General features: G+C 73.2%; 18 protein-coding genes. 10 read left to right on the top strand and 8 right to left on the bottom strand.

Annotated elements, in window-relative coordinates; translation table 11 throughout:
• Positions 1–5 precede the first annotated feature (5 nt).
• Both DVK44_RS04440 and DVK44_RS04435 read right to left on the bottom strand, forming a co-directional pair.
• Entirely contained in the window at positions 6–1,082 is a 1,077-nt protein-coding gene (locus DVK44_RS04440; RefSeq protein ID WP_114664890.1) for a phosphotransferase family protein, read from the bottom strand.
• A 160-nt stretch (positions 1,083–1,242) separates the two neighbouring features.
• Complete coding sequence (locus tag DVK44_RS04435; RefSeq protein WP_114658428.1) at positions 1,243–2,154, bottom strand: MBL fold metallo-hydrolase; 912 nt, start codon at positions 2,152–2,154, stop codon at positions 1,243–1,245.
• A 181-nt stretch (positions 2,155–2,335) separates the two neighbouring features.
• Between DVK44_RS04435 and DVK44_RS04430 the strand changes: the two genes are divergently transcribed.
• Together DVK44_RS04430 and DVK44_RS37560 are read left to right on the top strand one after the other, a co-directional pair.
• Entirely contained in the window at positions 2,336–3,277 is a 942-nt protein-coding gene (locus DVK44_RS04430) for an NADP-dependent oxidoreductase (RefSeq protein WP_114664889.1), read from the top strand.
• 113 nt (positions 3,278–3,390) lie between these two features.
• On the top strand, positions 3,391–3,513 hold the full coding sequence (locus DVK44_RS37560; protein ID WP_269439572.1) for a hypothetical protein: 123 nt from the start codon (positions 3,391–3,393) through the stop codon (positions 3,511–3,513).
• On the opposite strand, the gene DVK44_RS04425 is transcribed toward DVK44_RS37560, so the two are convergent.
• The 3 genes from DVK44_RS04425 to DVK44_RS04415 are packed head-to-tail and all read right to left on the bottom strand — an operon-like array spanning position 3,503 to position 4,798.
• Positions 3,503–3,850: a DUF202 domain-containing protein gene (locus DVK44_RS04425; RefSeq protein WP_114658427.1), complete on the bottom strand. Its 348-nt coding sequence runs from the start codon at positions 3,848–3,850 to the stop codon at positions 3,503–3,505. The genes DVK44_RS37560 and DVK44_RS04425 overlap by 11 nt on opposite strands.
• Entirely contained in the window at positions 3,850–4,242 is a 393-nt protein-coding gene (locus tag DVK44_RS04420) for a YidH family protein (RefSeq protein WP_114658426.1), read from the bottom strand. Before DVK44_RS04420 ends, DVK44_RS04425 begins: the two co-directional genes overlap by 1 nt.
• A gap of 10 nt (positions 4,243–4,252) precedes the next feature.
• Positions 4,253–4,798: an NUDIX domain-containing protein gene (locus DVK44_RS04415; RefSeq protein ID WP_114664888.1), complete on the bottom strand. Its 546-nt coding sequence runs from the start codon at positions 4,796–4,798 to the stop codon at positions 4,253–4,255.
• Positions 4,799–4,942: 144 nt separating this feature from the next.
• Here DVK44_RS04415 and DVK44_RS04410 point away from each other — a divergent pair, with 144 nt between their 5' ends.
• From DVK44_RS04410 to DVK44_RS04400, 3 genes are all read left to right on the top strand, one after another.
• Complete coding sequence (locus tag DVK44_RS04410) at positions 4,943–6,598, top strand: FAD-binding dehydrogenase (RefSeq protein ID WP_114658425.1); 1,656 nt, start codon at positions 4,943–4,945, stop codon at positions 6,596–6,598.
• A gap of 224 nt (positions 6,599–6,822) precedes the next feature.
• Positions 6,823–7,785 carry a hypothetical protein gene (locus tag DVK44_RS04405; protein WP_114658424.1) on the top strand — a complete coding sequence of 321 codons (963 nt, stop codon included), beginning with the start codon at positions 6,823–6,825 and terminating at the stop codon, positions 7,783–7,785.
• A gap of 56 nt (positions 7,786–7,841) precedes the next feature.
• Positions 7,842–9,404, top strand: coding sequence for an APC family permease (locus tag DVK44_RS04400; RefSeq protein WP_114658423.1), 1,563 nt, complete (start codon positions 7,842–7,844; stop codon positions 9,402–9,404).
• 107 nt (positions 9,405–9,511) lie between these two features.
• Here DVK44_RS04400 and DVK44_RS04395 read toward each other — a convergent pair whose 3' ends face one another.
• On the bottom strand, positions 9,512–10,909 hold the full coding sequence (locus DVK44_RS04395) for a GntT/GntP/DsdX family permease (protein ID WP_114664887.1): 1,398 nt from the start codon (positions 10,907–10,909) through the stop codon (positions 9,512–9,514).
• A gap of 19 nt (positions 10,910–10,928) precedes the next feature.
• Positions 10,929–11,438, bottom strand: coding sequence for a gluconokinase (locus DVK44_RS04390; RefSeq protein WP_114658422.1), 510 nt, complete (start codon positions 11,436–11,438; stop codon positions 10,929–10,931).
• Positions 11,439–11,587: 149 nt separating this feature from the next.
• On the opposite strand from DVK44_RS04390, the gene DVK44_RS04385 reads away from it, so the two are divergent.
• From DVK44_RS04385 to DVK44_RS04375, 3 genes are all read left to right on the top strand, one after another.
• Positions 11,588–12,289: a FadR/GntR family transcriptional regulator gene (locus tag DVK44_RS04385; RefSeq protein ID WP_114658421.1), complete on the top strand. Its 702-nt coding sequence runs from the start codon at positions 11,588–11,590 to the stop codon at positions 12,287–12,289.
• Between the two features lie 62 nt (positions 12,290–12,351).
• Entirely contained in the window at positions 12,352–13,437 is a 1,086-nt protein-coding gene (locus tag DVK44_RS04380) for an S-(hydroxymethyl)mycothiol dehydrogenase (protein WP_114658420.1), read from the top strand.
• Positions 13,437–14,066 carry an MBL fold metallo-hydrolase gene (locus DVK44_RS04375; protein ID WP_114658419.1) on the top strand — a complete coding sequence of 210 codons (630 nt, stop codon included), beginning with the start codon at positions 13,437–13,439 and terminating at the stop codon, positions 14,064–14,066. Before DVK44_RS04380 ends, DVK44_RS04375 begins: the two co-directional genes overlap by 1 nt.
• On the opposite strand, the gene DVK44_RS04370 is transcribed toward DVK44_RS04375, so the two are convergent.
• On the bottom strand, positions 14,051–14,986 hold the full coding sequence (locus DVK44_RS04370) for a pseudouridine synthase (protein ID WP_114658418.1): 936 nt from the start codon (positions 14,984–14,986) through the stop codon (positions 14,051–14,053). The genes DVK44_RS04375 and DVK44_RS04370 overlap by 16 nt on opposite strands.
• Positions 14,987–15,032: 46 nt before the next feature.
• Here DVK44_RS04370 and DVK44_RS04365 point away from each other — a divergent pair, with 46 nt between their 5' ends.
• Both DVK44_RS04365 and DVK44_RS04360 read left to right on the top strand, forming a co-directional pair.
• A complete protein-coding gene (locus tag DVK44_RS04365) occupies positions 15,033–15,536 on the top strand; it encodes an HD domain-containing protein (RefSeq protein ID WP_114658417.1) in 504 nt (167 codons plus the stop codon).
• A 1,283-nt stretch (positions 15,537–16,819) separates the two neighbouring features.
• Entirely contained in the window at positions 16,820–17,749 is a 930-nt protein-coding gene (locus DVK44_RS04360; RefSeq protein WP_114658416.1) for a MinD/ParA family ATP-binding protein, read from the top strand.
• Positions 17,750–17,865: the final 116 nt, after the last annotated feature.

Below are 17,865 nucleotides of genomic sequence, written 5' to 3'. Positions count from 1 at the left end.
CGTACTCAGCCTTCCTTGAGGGTGGTCAGACCGTGCTCGATGAAGACCGGGACGAGATCGCCGATCCGGTCGAAGCCCGCCCCCACCGTCTGCCCGAGCGTGTAGCGGTAGTGGATGCCCTCCAGGATCACGGCGAGCTTGAACCAGGCGAAGGCCGTGTACCAGGCGATGGCCGAGGTGTCCCGGCCCGAGCCCGCCGCGTACCGCTCGATCAGTTCGGCGGGCGCCGGATGCCCGGGCGCGCCCGCCGTCGTACCGACCGGGGAGCCCGGCAGACCGAGCGGCACGCTGTACATCACGAGCAGCCCGAGATCGGTCAGCGGATCGCCGAGCGTGGACATCTCCCAGTCGAGCACGGCGTTGATCCGGTCGTCGTCGCCGAGGAGTACGTTGTCGAGCCGGTAGTCGCCGTGGATCACGGCGGGCGCGGGCGAGCCGGGCAGCGACCGGCCGAGGGCGGTGTGCAGTGCGTCGATGCCGGGCAGCGGGCGGCTGCGCGACCCGTCCAGCTGCTTGCCCCAGCGCCGCAACTGCCGGTCGAGGAAGCCGTCCGGCCGCCCGAAGTCCGCCAGGCCGACCGCCGCGGGGTCCACGGAGTGCAGCTCGACCAGTGTGTCCACCAGCGCGAGGACGGCGGCCCGGGTGCGCTCGGGACCGAGCGGGGCCAGCTGTTCGGCCGTACGGTACGGGGTGCCCGGAACGTGCTCCATCACGTAGAACGGCGCGCCGAGCACCGACGCGTCCGCGCAGAGCAGCAGCGGCTCCGGCACCGGGACGGCGGTCGGGTGGAGCGCCTCGATCACCCGGTACTCGCGCGTCATGTCGTGGGCGGTGGCGAGGACATGGCCGAGCGGCGGCCGGCGCACCACCCAGCGGGCGGTGCCGTCCGTGACCGTGTACGTCAGATTCGACCGGCCCCCCTCGATCAGCCGCGCGTCGAGCGGGCCGCCCACCGGGCCGGGCAGCGCGCCGTCGAGGTGGGCGCGCAGCCGCTGGGTGTCGAGCCCGGGCGGGTCGGACCGGTCAGGGGAGTCCGGCGGGTCCGGCGGGCCCGGTGGCGGTGCGGCGGCGGGAGCGCTCATCGGGCGTACCTCCGGGGGCGGATGCGGGTGGGTGCGGGCGGGCGCGGGCGTGGTGGCCGGCCGTGTCCCCATGATGCCGACCAGTCGGTATGTCGTCCAGTACCTGTTCCGCTCCCGCACCCCATCCGCCACCCGTCCGCCACCTGGCCGCCGTCGGGCCTCAGGCGTGACAGGCCACCGGCACACCGCCGTTCACCGTCGTCATGTCGGCGAACGCCTCGACCACGTCGAGCGGCGAACCGTCCGGCAGCCCGTCCAGTTCCGCGTACGCCCGGTGCAGATTGGCCACCAGCCGCTCGCTCTCCCGCCACTCCGCGAACTCCCCGAGGTCCGCGCCCTGCGCGGCCTCCAGCGGCGTCAGACCCTTGGCATGGGTCTCGGCGGCCAGCTCGGTGACGTACCGCAGATAGCGCTCCGTCGCGTCGTACACCGAGGTGTCCCCGACCGGACCGTGGCCAGGTACGACATGGGTCGCGTCGAGCGAGCGCAGCAGGTCCAGCGCCCGCAGCGAGCCCCGCAGCGACCCCATGAGGACGAACGGCGTCCCGCCCCGGAAGATCAGGTCCCCGGTGAAGACGATCCCGCGCTCCGGCAGATGCACGATCGAGTCCCCGATGGTGTGCGCCGGCCCCGGGTGGATCAGCCGGACCTCGGTCCCGCCCGCGTGGAGGGTGAGCCGGTCGTCGTACGTCATGGTCGGCGGGGTGATCGTGATGTCGCCGAAGTCGGTCTCGGGCCAGACCAGATGGAGCTGGTGCCCGGCCGCGTCCTGCTCGCTGCGGCACGCCGCGTGGCCGACCACGGTCGCCTCCGGCACGAACACCCCGTTGCCGTACGTGTGATCGCCGTGGTGGTGCGTATTGACGACGGTACGCGGCAGCGGCGCCCCGGCCGCCCGCAGCGTCTCCCGGAGCGCCAGCGCCCGCCGCTCGGTGGCCGCCGTGTCGATCAGCAGGGTGGACTCCCCGTCGCTGACGAAACCGGCGTTGCTCAGACACCAGCCGCCGTCCGGCTGGACGTAGGCGTACACATCGGGCGCGAGACGGACGGTGTACGGGTCGGTCGCGGGCATGGGGGCTCCCGGGGGTCGGTACGAATGGTCGCCCCGAGCCTTTCAGCTGACGAGGCACCGCCGGAAGCGGGTCCCCGGCCGTACGTCCTGGCCGGTCCCGCCCCATTGCCGCCGCGGGCTCGCGTTCTTCCCCGCTCGGCTTGCGGCCGGGCCCGGGGCGTCGGAGTGTCGGAGCATGACGATGAAGGCCGTGACGTACCGCCGCTACGGCGGAGCCGACGTCCTGGAGTACGGCGACCGCCCCGAGCCCAAGGTCGGGCCCGACACCGTCCTCGTGGAGGTACGGGCGGCGGCGGTGAATCCCGTCGACTGGAAGTGCCGCGAGGGGTACCTCGACGGGATTCTCGACACCGTTTTCCCGGTGATCCCCGGCTGGGACGTCGCCGGAGTGGTGGTACGCCCCGGGGCGGCCGTCACCGAGTTCGCCGCCGGGGACGAGGTCATCGGATACGTACGGGAGGACTTCCTCTCGCGCGGGACATTCGCGCAGTACGTGGCGGCCCCCGTCCGTACGCTCGCCCGCAAGCCGAGCGCGCTGAGCTTCGCCGAGGCGGCCGGGCTGCCGCTGGCGGGACTCACCGCGTACCAGGTGCTCCACCGGGTGCTGCGGGTGCGCGCCGGGGAGACCCTCCTCGTGCACGCGGCGGCGGGCGCCGTCGGCTCGATGGCCGTGCAGCTCGGCCGGTATCTCGGCGCCCGGGTCATCGGCGCGGCCCGCGAGTCCGGGCAGGAGCGCGTCCGCGCGCTCGGCGGGGAGCCCGTACGGTACGGGGCGGGCCCGGACGAACTGGGCGCGCAGGTGCGCGCGCTGGCGCCGGACGGGGTGGACGCGGCGTTCGACATCATCGGCGGCGACCTGCTGCGGGCCACCCCGCCGCTGCTCGCGCCCGGCGGCCGGCTCGCCTCCGTCGCGGACGGCGGAGTGACGGAGCTGGGCGGCCGTTACGCCTTCGCCCGCGCCGACGCCACCGACCTCGCGACGCTCGCCGCCCTCGCCGAACAGGGCGTGCTGGAGGTCGAGATCGCGCGGACATACCCCCTGGAACGGACGGCGGACGCCTTCCGCCACGCCGAGGCGGGCGGGACCGGCGGCAAGGTGGTCGTCACGGCAGGCCCGGGCTGACCGGGCGGCTTTGCGCCGTCGCGACGCCCAGCGCGCACGCTCGCCGCGTTGGCCAAAAGCCCAGGTGGCTCCGTTACGCACGCACCGCGGCGGGCGCGCCTTCCGGGGAAGCATTGCCGCACGGCACTACGCGCGCCGCCGCGCCCGACGCGCTGCCGCCGTGGGCGTGGACCACGGAGCGGACCACCGGCGCGGACCAGGCCCAGGCCCAGCCCGCCGTCCCGCTCACCCCGTGACCGCCACCGCGCACAGCGCCAGCAGCAGCGTGCAGGCCGTCAGCGCGATCGCGGTGCCCGTTCCGAGGACGCGCGGTGCGGACGCGGCCGTGCTCAGTGCCGTTATGCGGCGCTGCGCCACCCACAGGAACGCGAGCCACACCAGCAGGCCCACGGCCACCACCGTCAGCCCCGCCGCCGTCGTCGTCCCGCTCCGTACCGCCTGCCGTACCGCGAGGACGAGCACCACCGTGCACGTCAGTGTCGTACGCCGCCACGCGAGCCGGGTCCGCTCCGGCTGGAGGCCGGGGTCACGGTCGGCGTCGCCGGCGGTGCCAGGGGCCGTGCCCGCCGGCATCAGCCCGCCCGCCCCAGCGCCACGAACGCCAGCATCGCCAGCGCCACCACTGCCACCGCCAGGCTCAGCAGCGTGGGGAAGGCGGAGACCGGCAGGTCCTCCTTGCGGCGCATCGCGCGCTCGCAGCGGATCCAGTGGCTGACCGCGCGCAGCGCGCACAGCGCGCCCGCCGCGAGCAGCGTCACCGCGAGCCCGACCCGGACCCCCCAGCGCAGGTCCGGCAGGAACTGGTCGACCGCGAAACCGCCGCCGACCAGGGCGAGCGCCGTACGGATCCAGGCCAGGAACGTGCGCTCGTTGGCGAGGGAGAAGCGGTAGTCCGGGGTGTCGCCCTCCTCGGCGACACGCTGGGGCGCGAACCACAGCCGCAGGTTCCGTACGAAATCGATCACATGTCGCACCCTACGCGGGGCCGCCGCCCCCGGCGCGGAGCGCCCGCAGCCGCTCGTACGCGACCAGCCCGTCCGGGACCCACTCCCACTCGACCAGCCGCCGCACCAGCTCCTCCTCCGGCAGGAAGGCGTGCCAGGCGATCTCCTCCGGCTGCGGGCGCACCGGCAGCGCGCAGCGCACCTCGTACACGTACGCGTGCTCCCGGAACCTTCCGTCGGGGGAGTCGTAGCGGAACGGGAACAGCGGTACGGGCCGCTCCAGGCCCGACACCCCCAGCTCCTCCTCCGCCTCCCGCAGCGCCGCCTCGTCGTAGCTCTCGCCCGCGCCGAGGACCCCGCCCACGAACATGCCGTACAGGGAGGGGAAGGCGAGCTTCCGCGCGGTCCTGCGGTGGACGAAGATCCGGTCCGCCGGGTCCCGGACGAGCACGAAGGCGCACCGGTGGCGCAGCCCCTTCGCGTACAGCTCGCCGCGCGGCGCCTGCCCCAGGACCCGGTCGTCCTCGTCGACGAAGTCCAGGATCTCGTCGGCGGGGTCCGGCGTATCGCTCAACATGTCGTCCATCCCTTCGTCCATCCGATCGTCCGTGCGATCTCCATCCGGTCCATCCAACCAGTTGACTCGTTACTCGCCCGTACGGAAGATCGGACCACTCAACTCAACCCGGCCCGCCCGTGAAGCCCGCGAAGGATGGATGCCATGGCGTACGACGCTGACGTGATTGTGATCGGGGCGGGGCTCGCGGGACTGGTCGCCGCCGCCGAAGTGGCCGACGCGGGCCGCTCCGTCATCGTCCTCGACCAGGAGCCCGAGCGCTCGATCGGCGGGCAGGCGCACTGGTCGTTCGGCGGGCTCTTCCTCGTGGACTCGCCCGAGCAGCGCCGGCTGCGCATCAAGGACAGCCGGGACCTCGCCCTTCAGGACTGGCTCGGTACGGCCGGCTTCGACCGGGACGAGGACCACTGGCCGCGCAAGTGGGCCGAGGCGTACGTGGACTTCGCGGCCGGTGAGAAGCGCGCCTGGCTGCACGGGCAGGGCGTGCGCTTCTTCCCGGTGGTCGGCTGGGCCGAGCGCGGCGGTTACGACGCCACCGGCCACGGCAACTCCGTACCGCGCTTCCACATCACCTGGGGCACCGGCCCCGGTGTGGTCGAGCCCTTCGAGCGGCGGGTGCGCGAGGGCGTCGCCAGGGGCCGGGTGACGCTGCGCTTCCGGCACCGCGTCACCGGGCTGGCCAGCACCGCCGGTACGGTCGACACCGTCACCGGCGAGGTCCTGGAGCCCAGCGACGCCGCGCGCGGCACCGCCAGCAGCCGTACGGTCAGCGGGGACTTCTCGCTCCGCGCGCAGGCCGTGATCGTCACCTCGGGCGGTATCGGCGGCAACCACGACCTCGTCCGCGCGCAGTGGCCCGAGCGGCTCGGCACCCCGCCGCGCAAGCTGCTCTCCGGGGTGCCCGCGCATGTCGACGGGCTGATGCTCGGCGTCGCGGAGGCGGCCGGCGCCCGTCACATCAACCGCGACCGGATGTGGCACTACACCGAGGGCATCGAGAACTGGAACCCGATCTGGGCGCGGCACGGCATCCGGATCCTGCCCGGCCCGTCCTCGCTCTGGCTGGACGCGCGCGGGCGCCGGCTGCCCGTGCCGCTCTTCCCCGGCTTCGACACACTCGGCACGCTGGAGCACATCATGCGCTCCGGCCACGAGTACACCTGGTTCGTGCTCGACCAGCGCATCATCGGCAAGGAGTTCGCGCTCTCGGGCTCCGAGCAGAACCCCGACCTGACCGGCAAGTCGGTCCGCGATGTGCTCGGGCGGGCGCGCGCGGACGTGCCGGGGCCGGTGAAGGCGTTCATGGACAAGGGCGTCGACTTCGTCGTCGAGAAGGATCTGGGCGCGCTCGTGCGCGCCATGAACAAGCTCACCGGCGAGCAGCTGATCGACGAGGGCGAGCTGCGCCGCGAGATCACCGCGCGGGACCGGGAGATCGCCAACCCGTTCACCAAGGACCTTCAGGTGACGGCGATCCGCGGCGCCCGCAGATACCTGGGCGACAAGCTGATCCGTACGGCCACCCCGCACCGGATCCTCGACCCGAAGGCGGGCCCGCTGATCGCCGTACGGCTGAACATCCTGACGCGCAAGTCGCTCGGCGGCCTGGAGACCGATCTGTCCTCCCGGGTCCTGACCGACGGCGGCGACCCGCTGCCCGGCGTCTACGCGGCGGGCGAGGCGGCCGGCTTCGGCGGCGGCGGGGTGCACGGCTACCGCTCGCTGGAGGGGACCTTCCTCGGCGGCTGTGTCTTCTCGGGCCGTACGGCGGGCCGCGCGGCGGCGCAGGCGGTGCGCTGAGGGCACGGTGTGACGCGGGTAGCACCGCGACGGTTCCGCGCGTTCGCCACGCTCCGTGTCCGGGGCGCGGCGGACGCGCCTTCATTTGTACCGCAGAGTAATCTCCGTGCTGTTAAGGCGAGTTGACGCCGTTCCGTGTCAAGTCAGCACTTGACGTGAGGTGTTGGCTACCGATTGGCTATCCGCGATCATCGCTCGTTCACGTGCCTGGAGGAATCCCGCGGATGTCCCCGCCTCCGCCGCCACCCCTGGGCCGCTTGCGAAGACGGGGCTCACGCCCCGAGCACTTCTTCGACCCGGCCCTGGATGACGTCGAACTCGCCGCCGCAAGAGATCAGCTGGCCCAGGGCCGCTGGTCCGAGGCGCGTACCCTGCTCGCCGCTACCGGACCGGACTGGGACCGTCGCGGCCACCGCGTCCTCGTCCTCGCGCAGGCGTCCGGCGCCGCCGTCTGGAGCGGGGACTGGCTGCTCGCCGAACCCGGCAGCGCCGACGCCACCACCCTGCTCGCCTGCGCCAAGGTGTACGGCGTACTGAACGGCAAGGCGAAGGAGGGCCCGGCCCGGGCCGCGTGCCGGGACGCCGTACTCCTGGCACCCGCCGACCCCACCCCCTGGCTCGGACTGCTGCTGCTGGCCCGCTCCATCGGCACCGAGGAGGAGACCTCCCGGTTCTTCGACGAGGTCAGGACCCGCCACCCGGACCACCACCACGCCCATCACCTGATGGCCGCGCGGCTCGCCGAACGCCGCGCCGACGCCGGGCAGGACCCCCTCCACGAGGTCTACGACTTCGCGTCCTGGGCCGCCGAGCAGGCCCCCGCGGACTCCCCGCTGGCGATCCTGCCCGTCGTCGCCCACGCCGAGCGCTACCGCGTGCTCGCCGCCGCCGGGCACGAGCCCGCCGACCCCGCCTCCTCGGGGCACTGGACCGGGCGGCGCGCCCGGCAGGTGCTGAAGGTGGCGTTCAACTGGTGGCTGGAGTGGGAGACCGCCGAGCATCCGCGCAACCGCGTGGACCTCAACTTCCTCGCCCACGCGCAGTTCCACGACGGGCGGGTCGCCGAGGCCGCCGCCCTCTTCCAGCGCATCGGGGGACATATCACCCCGGCCCCCTGGTCCTACCCGGACCGGGACCCGCACCAGGCGTTCATCGCCGCGCGCAACGAAGCGCTCGGCTCCGTCTGAAGGGCCGCCCCACTTCTTCTCTCCTCTCCGCATCCTCCTGAAAGGACATCCCTGTCATGTCGACGGGCAGTTCGAGTACGAGCGGCAGTTCGCGTACCGGCGAGATCAACACGTACAAGGGGCATGAACGGGCGCTGCGCGCCAACCGGCTCGGCACCGTGGGCCTGCTGCTCTCCGTGATGGCGGCGAGCGCGCCGATGCTGGTGGTCGCCGGACTCATGCCCAGCGTCTTCGGCGTGATGGGCATCGTCGGGCAGCCGCTGCTCTATCTCATCCTCGGCGTCATCCTGATCCTGTTCAGCTTCGGATACGCCGAGATGAGCCGGCACATCCACAACGCGGGCGCCTTCTACGCCTACATCGCCCGCGGCCTGGGCCCGACCTTCGGCGCCGGCGCCTCGATCCTCGCCCTCGTCGCCTACAGCTGCATGCAGTTCGCCGTCTACGGCCTGCTGGGCTTCGAGGTCTCCGCGATCTTCGACCAGTATCTCGGCCTCGCCATACCGTGGTGGGTGCCCGCGCTCGCCGCCTGCGCGGGCATCGCCGTCCTCGGCTGGCTGAAGATCGACCTCAACGCCAAGGTCCTCGGCGTCCTGCTGGCCATCGAGTGCGTCCTCGTGGTGATCTTCGACATCGCGGTCGTCGCCGAGCCGGGCCCGGAGGGCCTGTCCATGGCCGCCTTCGACCCGGCCAGCCTGACGGGCGCGGGGCTCGGCACCGCGCTCTGCTTCTGCGTCGCCGCCTTCGTCGGCTGCGAGCAGGCCCCGGTGTACGCGGAGGAGACGAGCCGGCCGCACATCGTCGTCTCCCGCGTCATGTTCCTCGCCGTCGGCTACGCCTCGGTCTTCCTCGCCGTGAGCGCCTGGGCGCTGACCGTCGCCGCCGGGCCCGGCTCCATCGTCAACCTGTCGGTGGAGCAGGGCCCGGGACTGCTCTTCGGGCTCACCCAGGAGCGGCTCGGCAGCACCTTCGCCGACCTGCTGCACATCCTCTTCGTGACGGGCATGTTCGCCGCGCTGCTCAGCTTCCACAACGTGGTCGCGCGCTACGCCTTCGCGATGGGCCGCGAGGGCCTGCTGCCCGACGGCTTCGGCCGTACCACCAGGAACAGCGGCGCGCCCGCGTACGGTTCCGTGCTCCAGACCCTGATCTCGGTGGGCGCCATCGCCGCCTTCGCGGTCACCGACGACAAGCCGCACGGCGACCCGACGGCGCCGGTGCTGCGGCAGTTCACCTGGATGGGCAGTGTCGGCGCGCTCGGTGTCATCACCCTGATGGCGCTGGCGTCCCTCGCCGTCATCGTCTTCTTCCTGCGGCGCGGCGCGGGCCGTACCCACGCCCCCCGGCTGATCTCCTCCGGGCTCGCGATCGTCGCGCTCGTGACCATCGCCTTCTACACCGTCAAGGACTTCGGTGTGCTCATCGACGCGGGCCCCGGCTCCGCGCTCCGCTGGATCCTGCCCGGTCTGATGGGTCTCGCGCTCGCCGTCGGACTCGTCTACGGACTGGTGCTGCGCTCCGTCAAGCCGGAGGTGCACGCCCGGATCGGGCTGGGCAACGAGGCGTTCCAGCTGGACAAGGCCGTGGCCGAGGCCGAGTCGGAACGCACCCCCGTCTGACCGGACATACCCCTGGCCGGCCCCGCCGGATTACGCACGTACGGTACGCGGCCGCCCGCCCCCGGACATCGGGAGCGGGCGGCCGCGTCACGCGTACGGACGGATCGCTACAACACCAGCGACACCAGCAGGACGAAGATGATCCCGGTCACCGAGATCAGTGTCTCCATCACCGACCAGGTCCTGATCGTCTGTCCGACGGTCATTCCGAAGTACTCCTTCACCAGCCAGAACCCGGCGTCGTTCACATGGCTGAAGAAGATCGAGCCCGTACCGATCGCCAGCACCAGCAGCGCCGCGTGCGTCGTGGACATGTCCGCCGCGAGCGGCGCCACCAGACCCGCCGCCGAGATCGTCGCCACCGTCGAGGAGCCCGTGGCCAGCCGGATCACCACGGCGATCAGCCAGGCCAGCAGCAGCGCCGGGATCGACCAGTTCTTGGAGATGTCCAGCACCATCTGGCCGACGCCCGAGTCGATCAGCGTCCCCTTGAAGCCACCGCCCGCGCCGACGATCAGCAGCACGCCCGCGATCGGGCCGAGCGACTTCTCGACGGTCGTGGAGAGCTTGCCCTTGCTGAACCCGGCCGCCCGGCCGAGCGTGAACATACCGACGAAGACGGCGGAGAGCAGCGCGATCAGCGGCGAGCCCACGACATCGGCGACCCGCTGGACCGTGTGCGTCGGATCGTCCACGATGATGTCGACCAGCGCCTTGCCCAGCATCATCACGACGGGCAGCAGCACGGTGGCGACGGTCGCGCCGAAGCTCGGCCGGGTCTTCAGATCGTCGGAGGTGCGCTCCGGGACCATGTTCTCGGGGACCGGAAGGTCCACCCAGCGCGCGGCGTACCGGGAGAAGAGCGGACCGGCGATGATCACCGTCGGGATGGCGATCAGGATGCCCAGCGCCAGTGTGACGCCGAGGTTGGCGCCGACGGCGTCGATCGCGACCAGCGGACCGGGGTGCGGCGGGATCAGCCCGTGCATCACGGAGAGCCCGGCCAGCGCGGGGATACCGATCCGCATCAGGGAGTAGTTGCCGCGCTTGGCGACCAGCAGCACCACCGGGATCAGCAGCACGATGCCGACCTCGAAGAAGAGCGGCAGCCCGATCACCGACGCGATCAGCACCATCGCCCAGGGCATCGCCCGGCCGCTGGCCCGCGCCAGGATCGTGTCGACGATCTGGTCCGCGCCGCCGGAGTCCGCCAGCAGCTTGCCGAGGACCGCGCCGAGCGCGATCAGCACACCGACACCCGCCACCGTCGAGCCGAGACCGGCGGTGAAGCTGGCGATGGTCTTGTCCAGCGGGGCGCCCGCGAAGGCGCCCAGGGCCAGCGAGCCCAGGGTCAGGGCAAGAAACGCGTGCAGCTTGAAGACGGTGATGAGAAGGACGATCACGGCGATACCGCCGACGACCGCCAGACCCAGATGCGCGTTGCCCGCCGAAGTGATCGGCTCGGTCGCGCCCGCTGCCAGCGTCTCGACGCTGAGACTGCTCAGGGGTGTCACGGGGGTTCCTTCAGTTTTCCAGCCGGCGCAGCGCGGCGACGGCCCGTTCGGTTATTTCTTGCGGCGTGCCCGACACATCGACGGCCACGCCCGCCTCGTCGGCCCCCAGGTTCTCCAGGGTGGCGAACTGCGAATCCAGCAGCGCGGTGGGCATGAAGTGTCCCTTGCGCTCCGACATCCGCCGCTCGACGAGCGACCGGTCACCGGTGAGGTGGAGGAAGACGATCCCGGGCGCCCCGGCCCGCAGCCGGTCCCGGTAGACCCGCTTGAGCGCGGAACTGCTCGCCACCCCGCCCAGCGCCTCCCGGCCATGGGCCCACGCGCCGATCGCGTCCAGCCAGGGCCACCGGTCGGCGTCCTCCAGCGGCGTACCGGCGGACATCTTGGCGATGTTCGCCGGCGGGTGGAAGTCGTCGCCCTCGGCGTACGGGACGCCCAGTGCCTCGGCGAGCAGGGGCCCGACCGTGGTCTTCCCGGTCCCTGCTACGCCCATCACCACGACGACGTGGGGGGTGCTCATCGCTTGCCTCGCTGTCTTCCTCGACATCGGTTCACCGACGGACACGAGTCCGTCGCGCTACTGAAACCCATTAGGTACGACTTATTCAAGAGGCTGTGACATAAATGTCGTACTTATTGTTGCCGGACCGTGCCCCGTAGGCTGTCCCCATGACCACTGAAGGCCGGGGCCTGCATACCCATGTGCTGGACACCCTCGGTCTCGCCATCACCGCCGGCGAATACCCGCAGGGCAGCGTGGTGCGCACCGACGAGGTCGCGCAGCGCTTCGACGTCTCGCGCACCGTTGTCCGCGAGGTCGTCCGCGTCCTGGAGTCCATGCATCTGGTGGAGTCCCGGCGCCGGGTGGGCGTGACCGTACGCCCCACCGAGGAGTGGAACGTCTACGACCCGCGCGTCATCCGCTGGCGCCTCGCCGGCACCGACCGCCCCCGCCAGCTCCGCTCGCTGACCACCCTGCGCTCCGCGGTCGAACCGGTCGCCGCCGGGCTCGCCGCCCGCCACGCCACGCCCGAGCAGTGCGCGGCGCTCACCGAGCAGACGCTCGGCATGGTCGCCACCTCCCGGGGCGGCCGGCTGGAGGAGTACCTCGTCCACGACATCGCCTTCCACCGCGTGGTGCTCAACGCGTCGGGCAACGAGATGTTCGCCCGGCTCGGCGATGTCGTCGCGGAGGTCCTCACCGGCCGGACCCAGCACCAGGTGATGTTCCCGGACCCGGACCCCGCCGCCGTCACCCTCCATGTGGGGGTCGCCGAGGCCATCCGCGCGGGCGACGCGGCCCGCGCGGAGGAGCTGACCAGGGAGATCGCGGTGGGCGCCCTGCACGAACTCGACGTACTGGCGCCCTGAGCCGCCGCCTCCTGACGTACATTCGTGAGGTTCCCGAGGTACGAGGAAAGGCAGGTCCTGGCATGGCGCAGCAGGTGCAAGGGGTCATCGCTCCCGGCAAGAACGAGCCGGTGCGGGTCGAGACGATCGTCATCCCCGACCCGGGGCCCGGTGAGGCCGTGGTGAAGGTCCAGGCGTGCGGCGTCTGTCACACCGATCTGCACTACAAGCAGGGCGGCATCAACGACGACTTCCCCTTCCTCCTCGGCCATGAGGCCGCGGGTGTGGTGGAGTCCGTCGGCGAGGGTGTCACCGAGGTCGCCCCCGGCGACTTCGTCATCCTCAACTGGCGTGCGGTGTGCGGCAACTGCCGGGCCTGTCTGCGCGGGCGGCCCCAGTACTGCTTCAACACGCACAACGCCAAGCAGAAGATGACCCTGACCGACGGTACGGAGCTGTCCCCGGCCCTCGGTATCGGCGCCTTCGCCGAGAAGACCCTGGTCGCGGCCGGCCAGTGCACCAAGGTCGACCCGAGCGTCTCCCCGGCTGTCGCCGGACTGCTCGGCTGCGGGGTGATGGCCGGCATCGGCGCCGCCATCAACACCGGACAGGTCGGCCGCGGCGACTCCGTCGCCGTCATCGGCTGCGGCGGTGTCGGGGACGCGGCGATCGTCGGCGCGCGGCTCGCGGGCGCGGCCCGGATCATCGCCGTCGACGTCGACGACCGCAAGCTGGAGACGGCGAAGGCGATGGGCGCCACCCACACCGTCAACTCCCGCTCCACCGACGCCGTCGAGGCGATCCGCGAGCTGACCGGCGGCTTCGGCGCGGATGTCGTCATCGAGGCGGTCGGCCGCCCCGAGACGTACAAGCAGGCGTTCTACGCCCGCGACCTGGCCGGGACGGTCGTCCTGGTCGGTGTCCCCACCCCGGAGATGAAGCTCGAACTGCCGCTGCTCGACGTGTTCGGCCGCGGGGGCGCGCTCAAGTCGTCCTGGTACGGCGACTGCCTGCCGTCCCGCGACTTCCCGATGCTGATCGACCTGCACCAGCAGGGCCGGATCGACCTCGGCGCCTTCGTCACCGAGACCATCGGACTCGGCGACGTCGAGAAGGCGTTCGCGCGGATGCACGAGGGCGATGTCCTGCGCTCGGTGGTGGCGCTCTGATGACCGTACGCATCGACCATCTCGTCACCTCGGGCACCTTCTCGCTCGACGGCGGCACCTGGGACGTCGACAACAACGTCTGGATCGTCGGCGACGACACCGAGGCGATCGTCATCGACGCCGCCCACGACGCCGCCGCCATCGAGGCCGCGCTCGCGGGCCGCACACTGCGCGCCATCGTCTGCACCCACGCGCACAACGACCACATCGACGCGGCCCCCGCGCTCGCCGCCGCCACCGGCGCGCCCGTCCTCCTGCACCCGGACGACCTGCCGCTGTGGAAGCAGACCCACCCCGAGCGGCTGCCGGACGGCGAGCTGACCGACGGCGGCACGCTCTCCGTCGCCGGGACCACGCTGACCGTGCTGCACACCCCCGGGCACGCGCCGGGCGCGGTCTGCCTGTACGCGGCCCAGCTGGGGACGGTCTTCACCGGCGACACGCTCTTCCAGGGCGGCCCCGGCGCCACCGGCCGGTCGTTCTCGCACTTCCCGACGATCATCGACTCGATCCGCGACCGGCTGCTCGCGCTGCCGCCGGAGACGGTCGTCCGGACGGGACACGGCGACAGCACGACGGTGGGCGCCGAGGCGCCGCAGCTGGCGGAGTGGATTCAGCGCGGCCACTGAGCCAGCCGCAGCCGGCTCTCGAAACGGCACGGCGCGCCCGTCACCGGATCGGTGAACTCCAGTACCTTGGCGAGGAGTTGGAGCGGGCGCGTGTAGTCATCGGGGGCGCGGTCCTGGACGACCGGATAGAGCGGGTCGTCCAGGAGCGGCAGCCCCAGACCGTTCATATGCACCCGCAGCTGATGGGTGCGGCCGGTGGCGGGCAGCAGCCGGTAGCGGCCCAACGCGCCCCGGCGCTCGACGAGTTCGACCCGGCTCTCGGCGTTCGGCTCACCCGGCACCACCCGCGCGGTGAGCACCCCGCGCTCCTTCTCGATCCGGTCCCGCACGGTGACGGGCAGCGCCACGGCAGGGTCGTACGGCGCGATCGCCTCGTACTCCTTGCGCACCGCCCGGTCCCGGAACAGCGTCTGGTACGCGCCCCGGTCCCCGGCCCGTACGACAAAGAGCACCAGCCCGGCGGTCAGCCGGTCCAGCCGGTGCGCGGGCTGGAGTTCCGGCAGCCCGAGGGTGTCGCGGAGCCGCGCGAGGGCGGTCTCGGTGACATGGCCGCCGCGCGGGGTGGTGGCCAGGAAGTGCGGCTTGTCGGCGACGACGATCCGCTCGTCGCGGTGGACCACCCCGACCTCGAACGGCACCCGCTCCTCGGCGGCGAAGTCCCGGTGGAACCACACGTACCGCCCGGCGGTGTACGGCTCCCCGCCCCCGACCGCGGCCCCGTCCACCCCCACGAACCGCCCGTCCCGCAGCATCGCCTCGACCCGCGCCACCCCGACGGCCGCGCCGAACCGCGCCACGAGATGGTCCCGGACGGTCGCCCACGCCCCGCCGGGATCCGCGGGCAGCCGCAGCCGTACGGGATCGATCCCGGCGCGCTGGGGGAGCGGGGCGGGCGGCGGGGGACGGTGTCGACGGGCCACGGGCCGGGAGTGTACCGACCGGACGGACGAGAGGGATCATCCCCACATGGAAGCCGAAGCCCCCAAAGCCCAACCGAATCAGAACACCCCTTCCCCCCTCCCCCTGTCCCTCCCCCTGCCCGAGGTGGCGGCCCTGGCGCGCCGGGCGCACGCGGGGCAGACGGACAAGGCGGGACGGCCGTACGCGGAGCACCTGGCGGCGGTGGCGGAGGGGGTCGCCCGGCGGGGCGGCAGCGACGAACAGATCGCCGCGGCCTGGCTGCACGACGCGATCGAGGACGACGCGCTCTCCCGCGCCTGGCTGGACTCGGCGCCGCTGCCGGCGGCCGTCAAGGACATGGTGCTGGCGCTGACCAAACACCCGGCCGAACCGCCGGAGGAGTACGCCGCCCGGATCCTCGCCGTCCCCGGCGCGCGCCTGATCAAGGAGGCCGACCTCGCGCACAACGCGGATCCCGCGAGGCTGGCCGTGCTGGCTCCCGCTACGAGGGAACGCCTGACGGCGAAGTACCTCCGGATGCGACGTCTGTTGGGGCTGGCCGAAGGCTGAGGGTCCTGAGGGTCCGATGATAGGTTCGGATCAGTTGGCGAGGGTGGGGGAGGCGCGGAGCCGCCCCGACGCGGTGTCGGCCCGGAGGGGGATCCGAGATGTCCGGTCAGGACCGGCAACAAAACAACGGCCGTCCCGGCCCGCCCCACCACCACACCCCACCACCGACGACACCCCTGGTCATCCCACTGGCCGCAAGCGTCCCACCACCCGTAATGCCCCCGGCGGCAAGCGCCCCGCCCAGTCCAGCGGCTGCGCCGGGTGCCGCGCCGGGTCTGCCGACGACTGCTTCGCAGTCCGAACAGCCGATGGCCGCGCCGGTGACGCCGCCTGCCCAGCCACCGGCCGCGGCGGGCCCCGTGCCCGCGCCCGGGTCACCGCCGGTCCCGGCGCCAACCGCGGCGACCGACCGGCCTGCGGCTCCGCCCGGCGCGCCGGCCGTGCCGGTTCCCGCGCCAGCGGCGCCGCCGGCTTACTCGGCGCCTTCGCCCGCCCAGCCTCTGGCCGCCCCCGCGCCCGCGGCGCTGCCGACCCCTTCGGCTCCGCCCGCCCAGCCTGCGGCAGGGGCTGGGCCCGTGGCGGCGCGGGTCCCCTCGGCTGTTCCGTCAGGCCCGCCCGTTGCCGTGCCGCCGCAGCCATCTCCGGCCCCGGTCACACCGGTTGCCCAGCGACCGGCCGCGGCGGGTCCCGTGCCCGCGCCCGGGTCGCCGCCGGTCCCGGCGGCAACCGCGGCGACCGACCGGCCTGCGGCTCCGCCCGGCGCGCCGCTACTCCCACCGGCCCTGGCCGTGCCGGTTCCCATGCCTGGGGCGCCGGAGTACCTCGCGACGGGCCAGCCCGTTGCTGTGGTGCCGCCGTTCCCTGCGGCACCAACCGTTCCACAGGCCGAACGGCCGGTGGCCGCGCCGAGTTCCGCCGCCCAGGCGCTGGCTGCCCCCGCGCCCGTTGCCGTGCCGCCGCAGGCATCTCCGGCCCCGGCCGCGCCGGTTGCCCAGCCACCGGCCGCGCCGGGCCCGGCGCCTGCCCCCGTACCTCGGGCTGGTGTGTGGTCGACCCCGCCGGCCCCGGCCGGGCCCGCCCCGGTCATGCCGGTTGCCCAGCCACCGGCCGCGCCTGTGCCCGGAGTCGAGGGGCCGCCGCGTCCCCCGGTCGCTCCGTTCGGGCGGTCCGCGCCTGCGCCCGCGCCTGGGATGCCGCCCACGGCGTCGGCGCCTGCTGTGCCGGCGGGGCGGCCCGGGGTGGTGTCCGGGGCTGTGGCGGGGTCGGGGGTTTCCGTGGTGCGTATGCCCGCGCCCGAGTCCGTTGCCGTCACCGATCCCGCCCTCGCCGCCGCCGCGGCGAGGCCGCGGCGGGGTGAGTCGCTGGTGCGGCGCTCGACGCGGGCCGCGCGGGGGCTGCTTGGGGCCGGTGGGCGGGACGGTGGGGGTGACGACCGGGTCGCGGAGGAGTTGCGGCTGCCCGTCGCCTCCGGGCGGCAGATCGTCGTGACCAGCATCCGGGGCGGCGCCGGGAAGACCACGGTCACCGCGCTGCTCAGCCGTACCTTCAACCACTACCGCCACGACCCGGTCGTCACCGTCGAGGCCGACGCCGCGCTCGGCACGCTCCCGGTCCGGCTCGGCGCCGAGACCGTGCGCTGGAGCTGCGCGGATCTCGCGGCGATCCTCGACCCGGCGGCCATGCAGCTGACCGACATCACCGGCTATCTCGTCCCGCTGGAGGGCGGCTGGCTGCTGCCCGGCAGTCAGGGGCGGATCGGCGCGCCCCTGACCGTCCCCGCGTACCGCACGGTGATGGTCGCGCTGCGCTGCCACTTCGGTGTGACCGTCGTCGACTGTGAGTCGCTCCCCGGCGAAGTGGCCCGTACCGCCGTGGACACCGCGCACGCGCGCGTGCTCGTCGCGCCGGCCACCCTGGAGGGCGTCAGCAGCACCCGCGCGGTGCTCGACTGGATGGCCGGGCTGCCCCGGCCCGTCCTGGCCAGCACCGTCATCGCGCTCACCGTCTCCTCGCCGGACGCCGCCTTCGGGGTGAAGGCGGCCACCCGCCATCTGGAGGAGACCGGGGTACCGGTCGTGGTCGTACCGTACGACCGTCATCTCGCCGCCGGGGGACCGGTGCTGACCTCCCTGCTCGCCCCCGACACCCGCGCCGGCGCGATCCGGCTGGCCACCGAGGCGCTGCACCGCGCCGCGGGCGTGCGGACGCGCTGACGGGGCGTCACCCCGGGCCCCCGCGTCACTCGGCGCCCCGCGTCACTCCGCGCGCCCGCGTACTCGCGCCCCCGCGCACCCGCTCGCGTACCCCATTCGGTCCGGACCGACGGCCC

The sequence above is a fragment of the Streptomyces paludis genome (assembly GCF_003344965.1).
Classification (GTDB): Bacteria; Actinomycetota; Actinomycetes; order Streptomycetales; family Streptomycetaceae; genus Streptomyces; species Streptomyces paludis.
The sequence above is the reverse complement of the archived record's forward strand: the minus strand, read 5'-3'. Positions and strand labels throughout refer to the sequence as shown.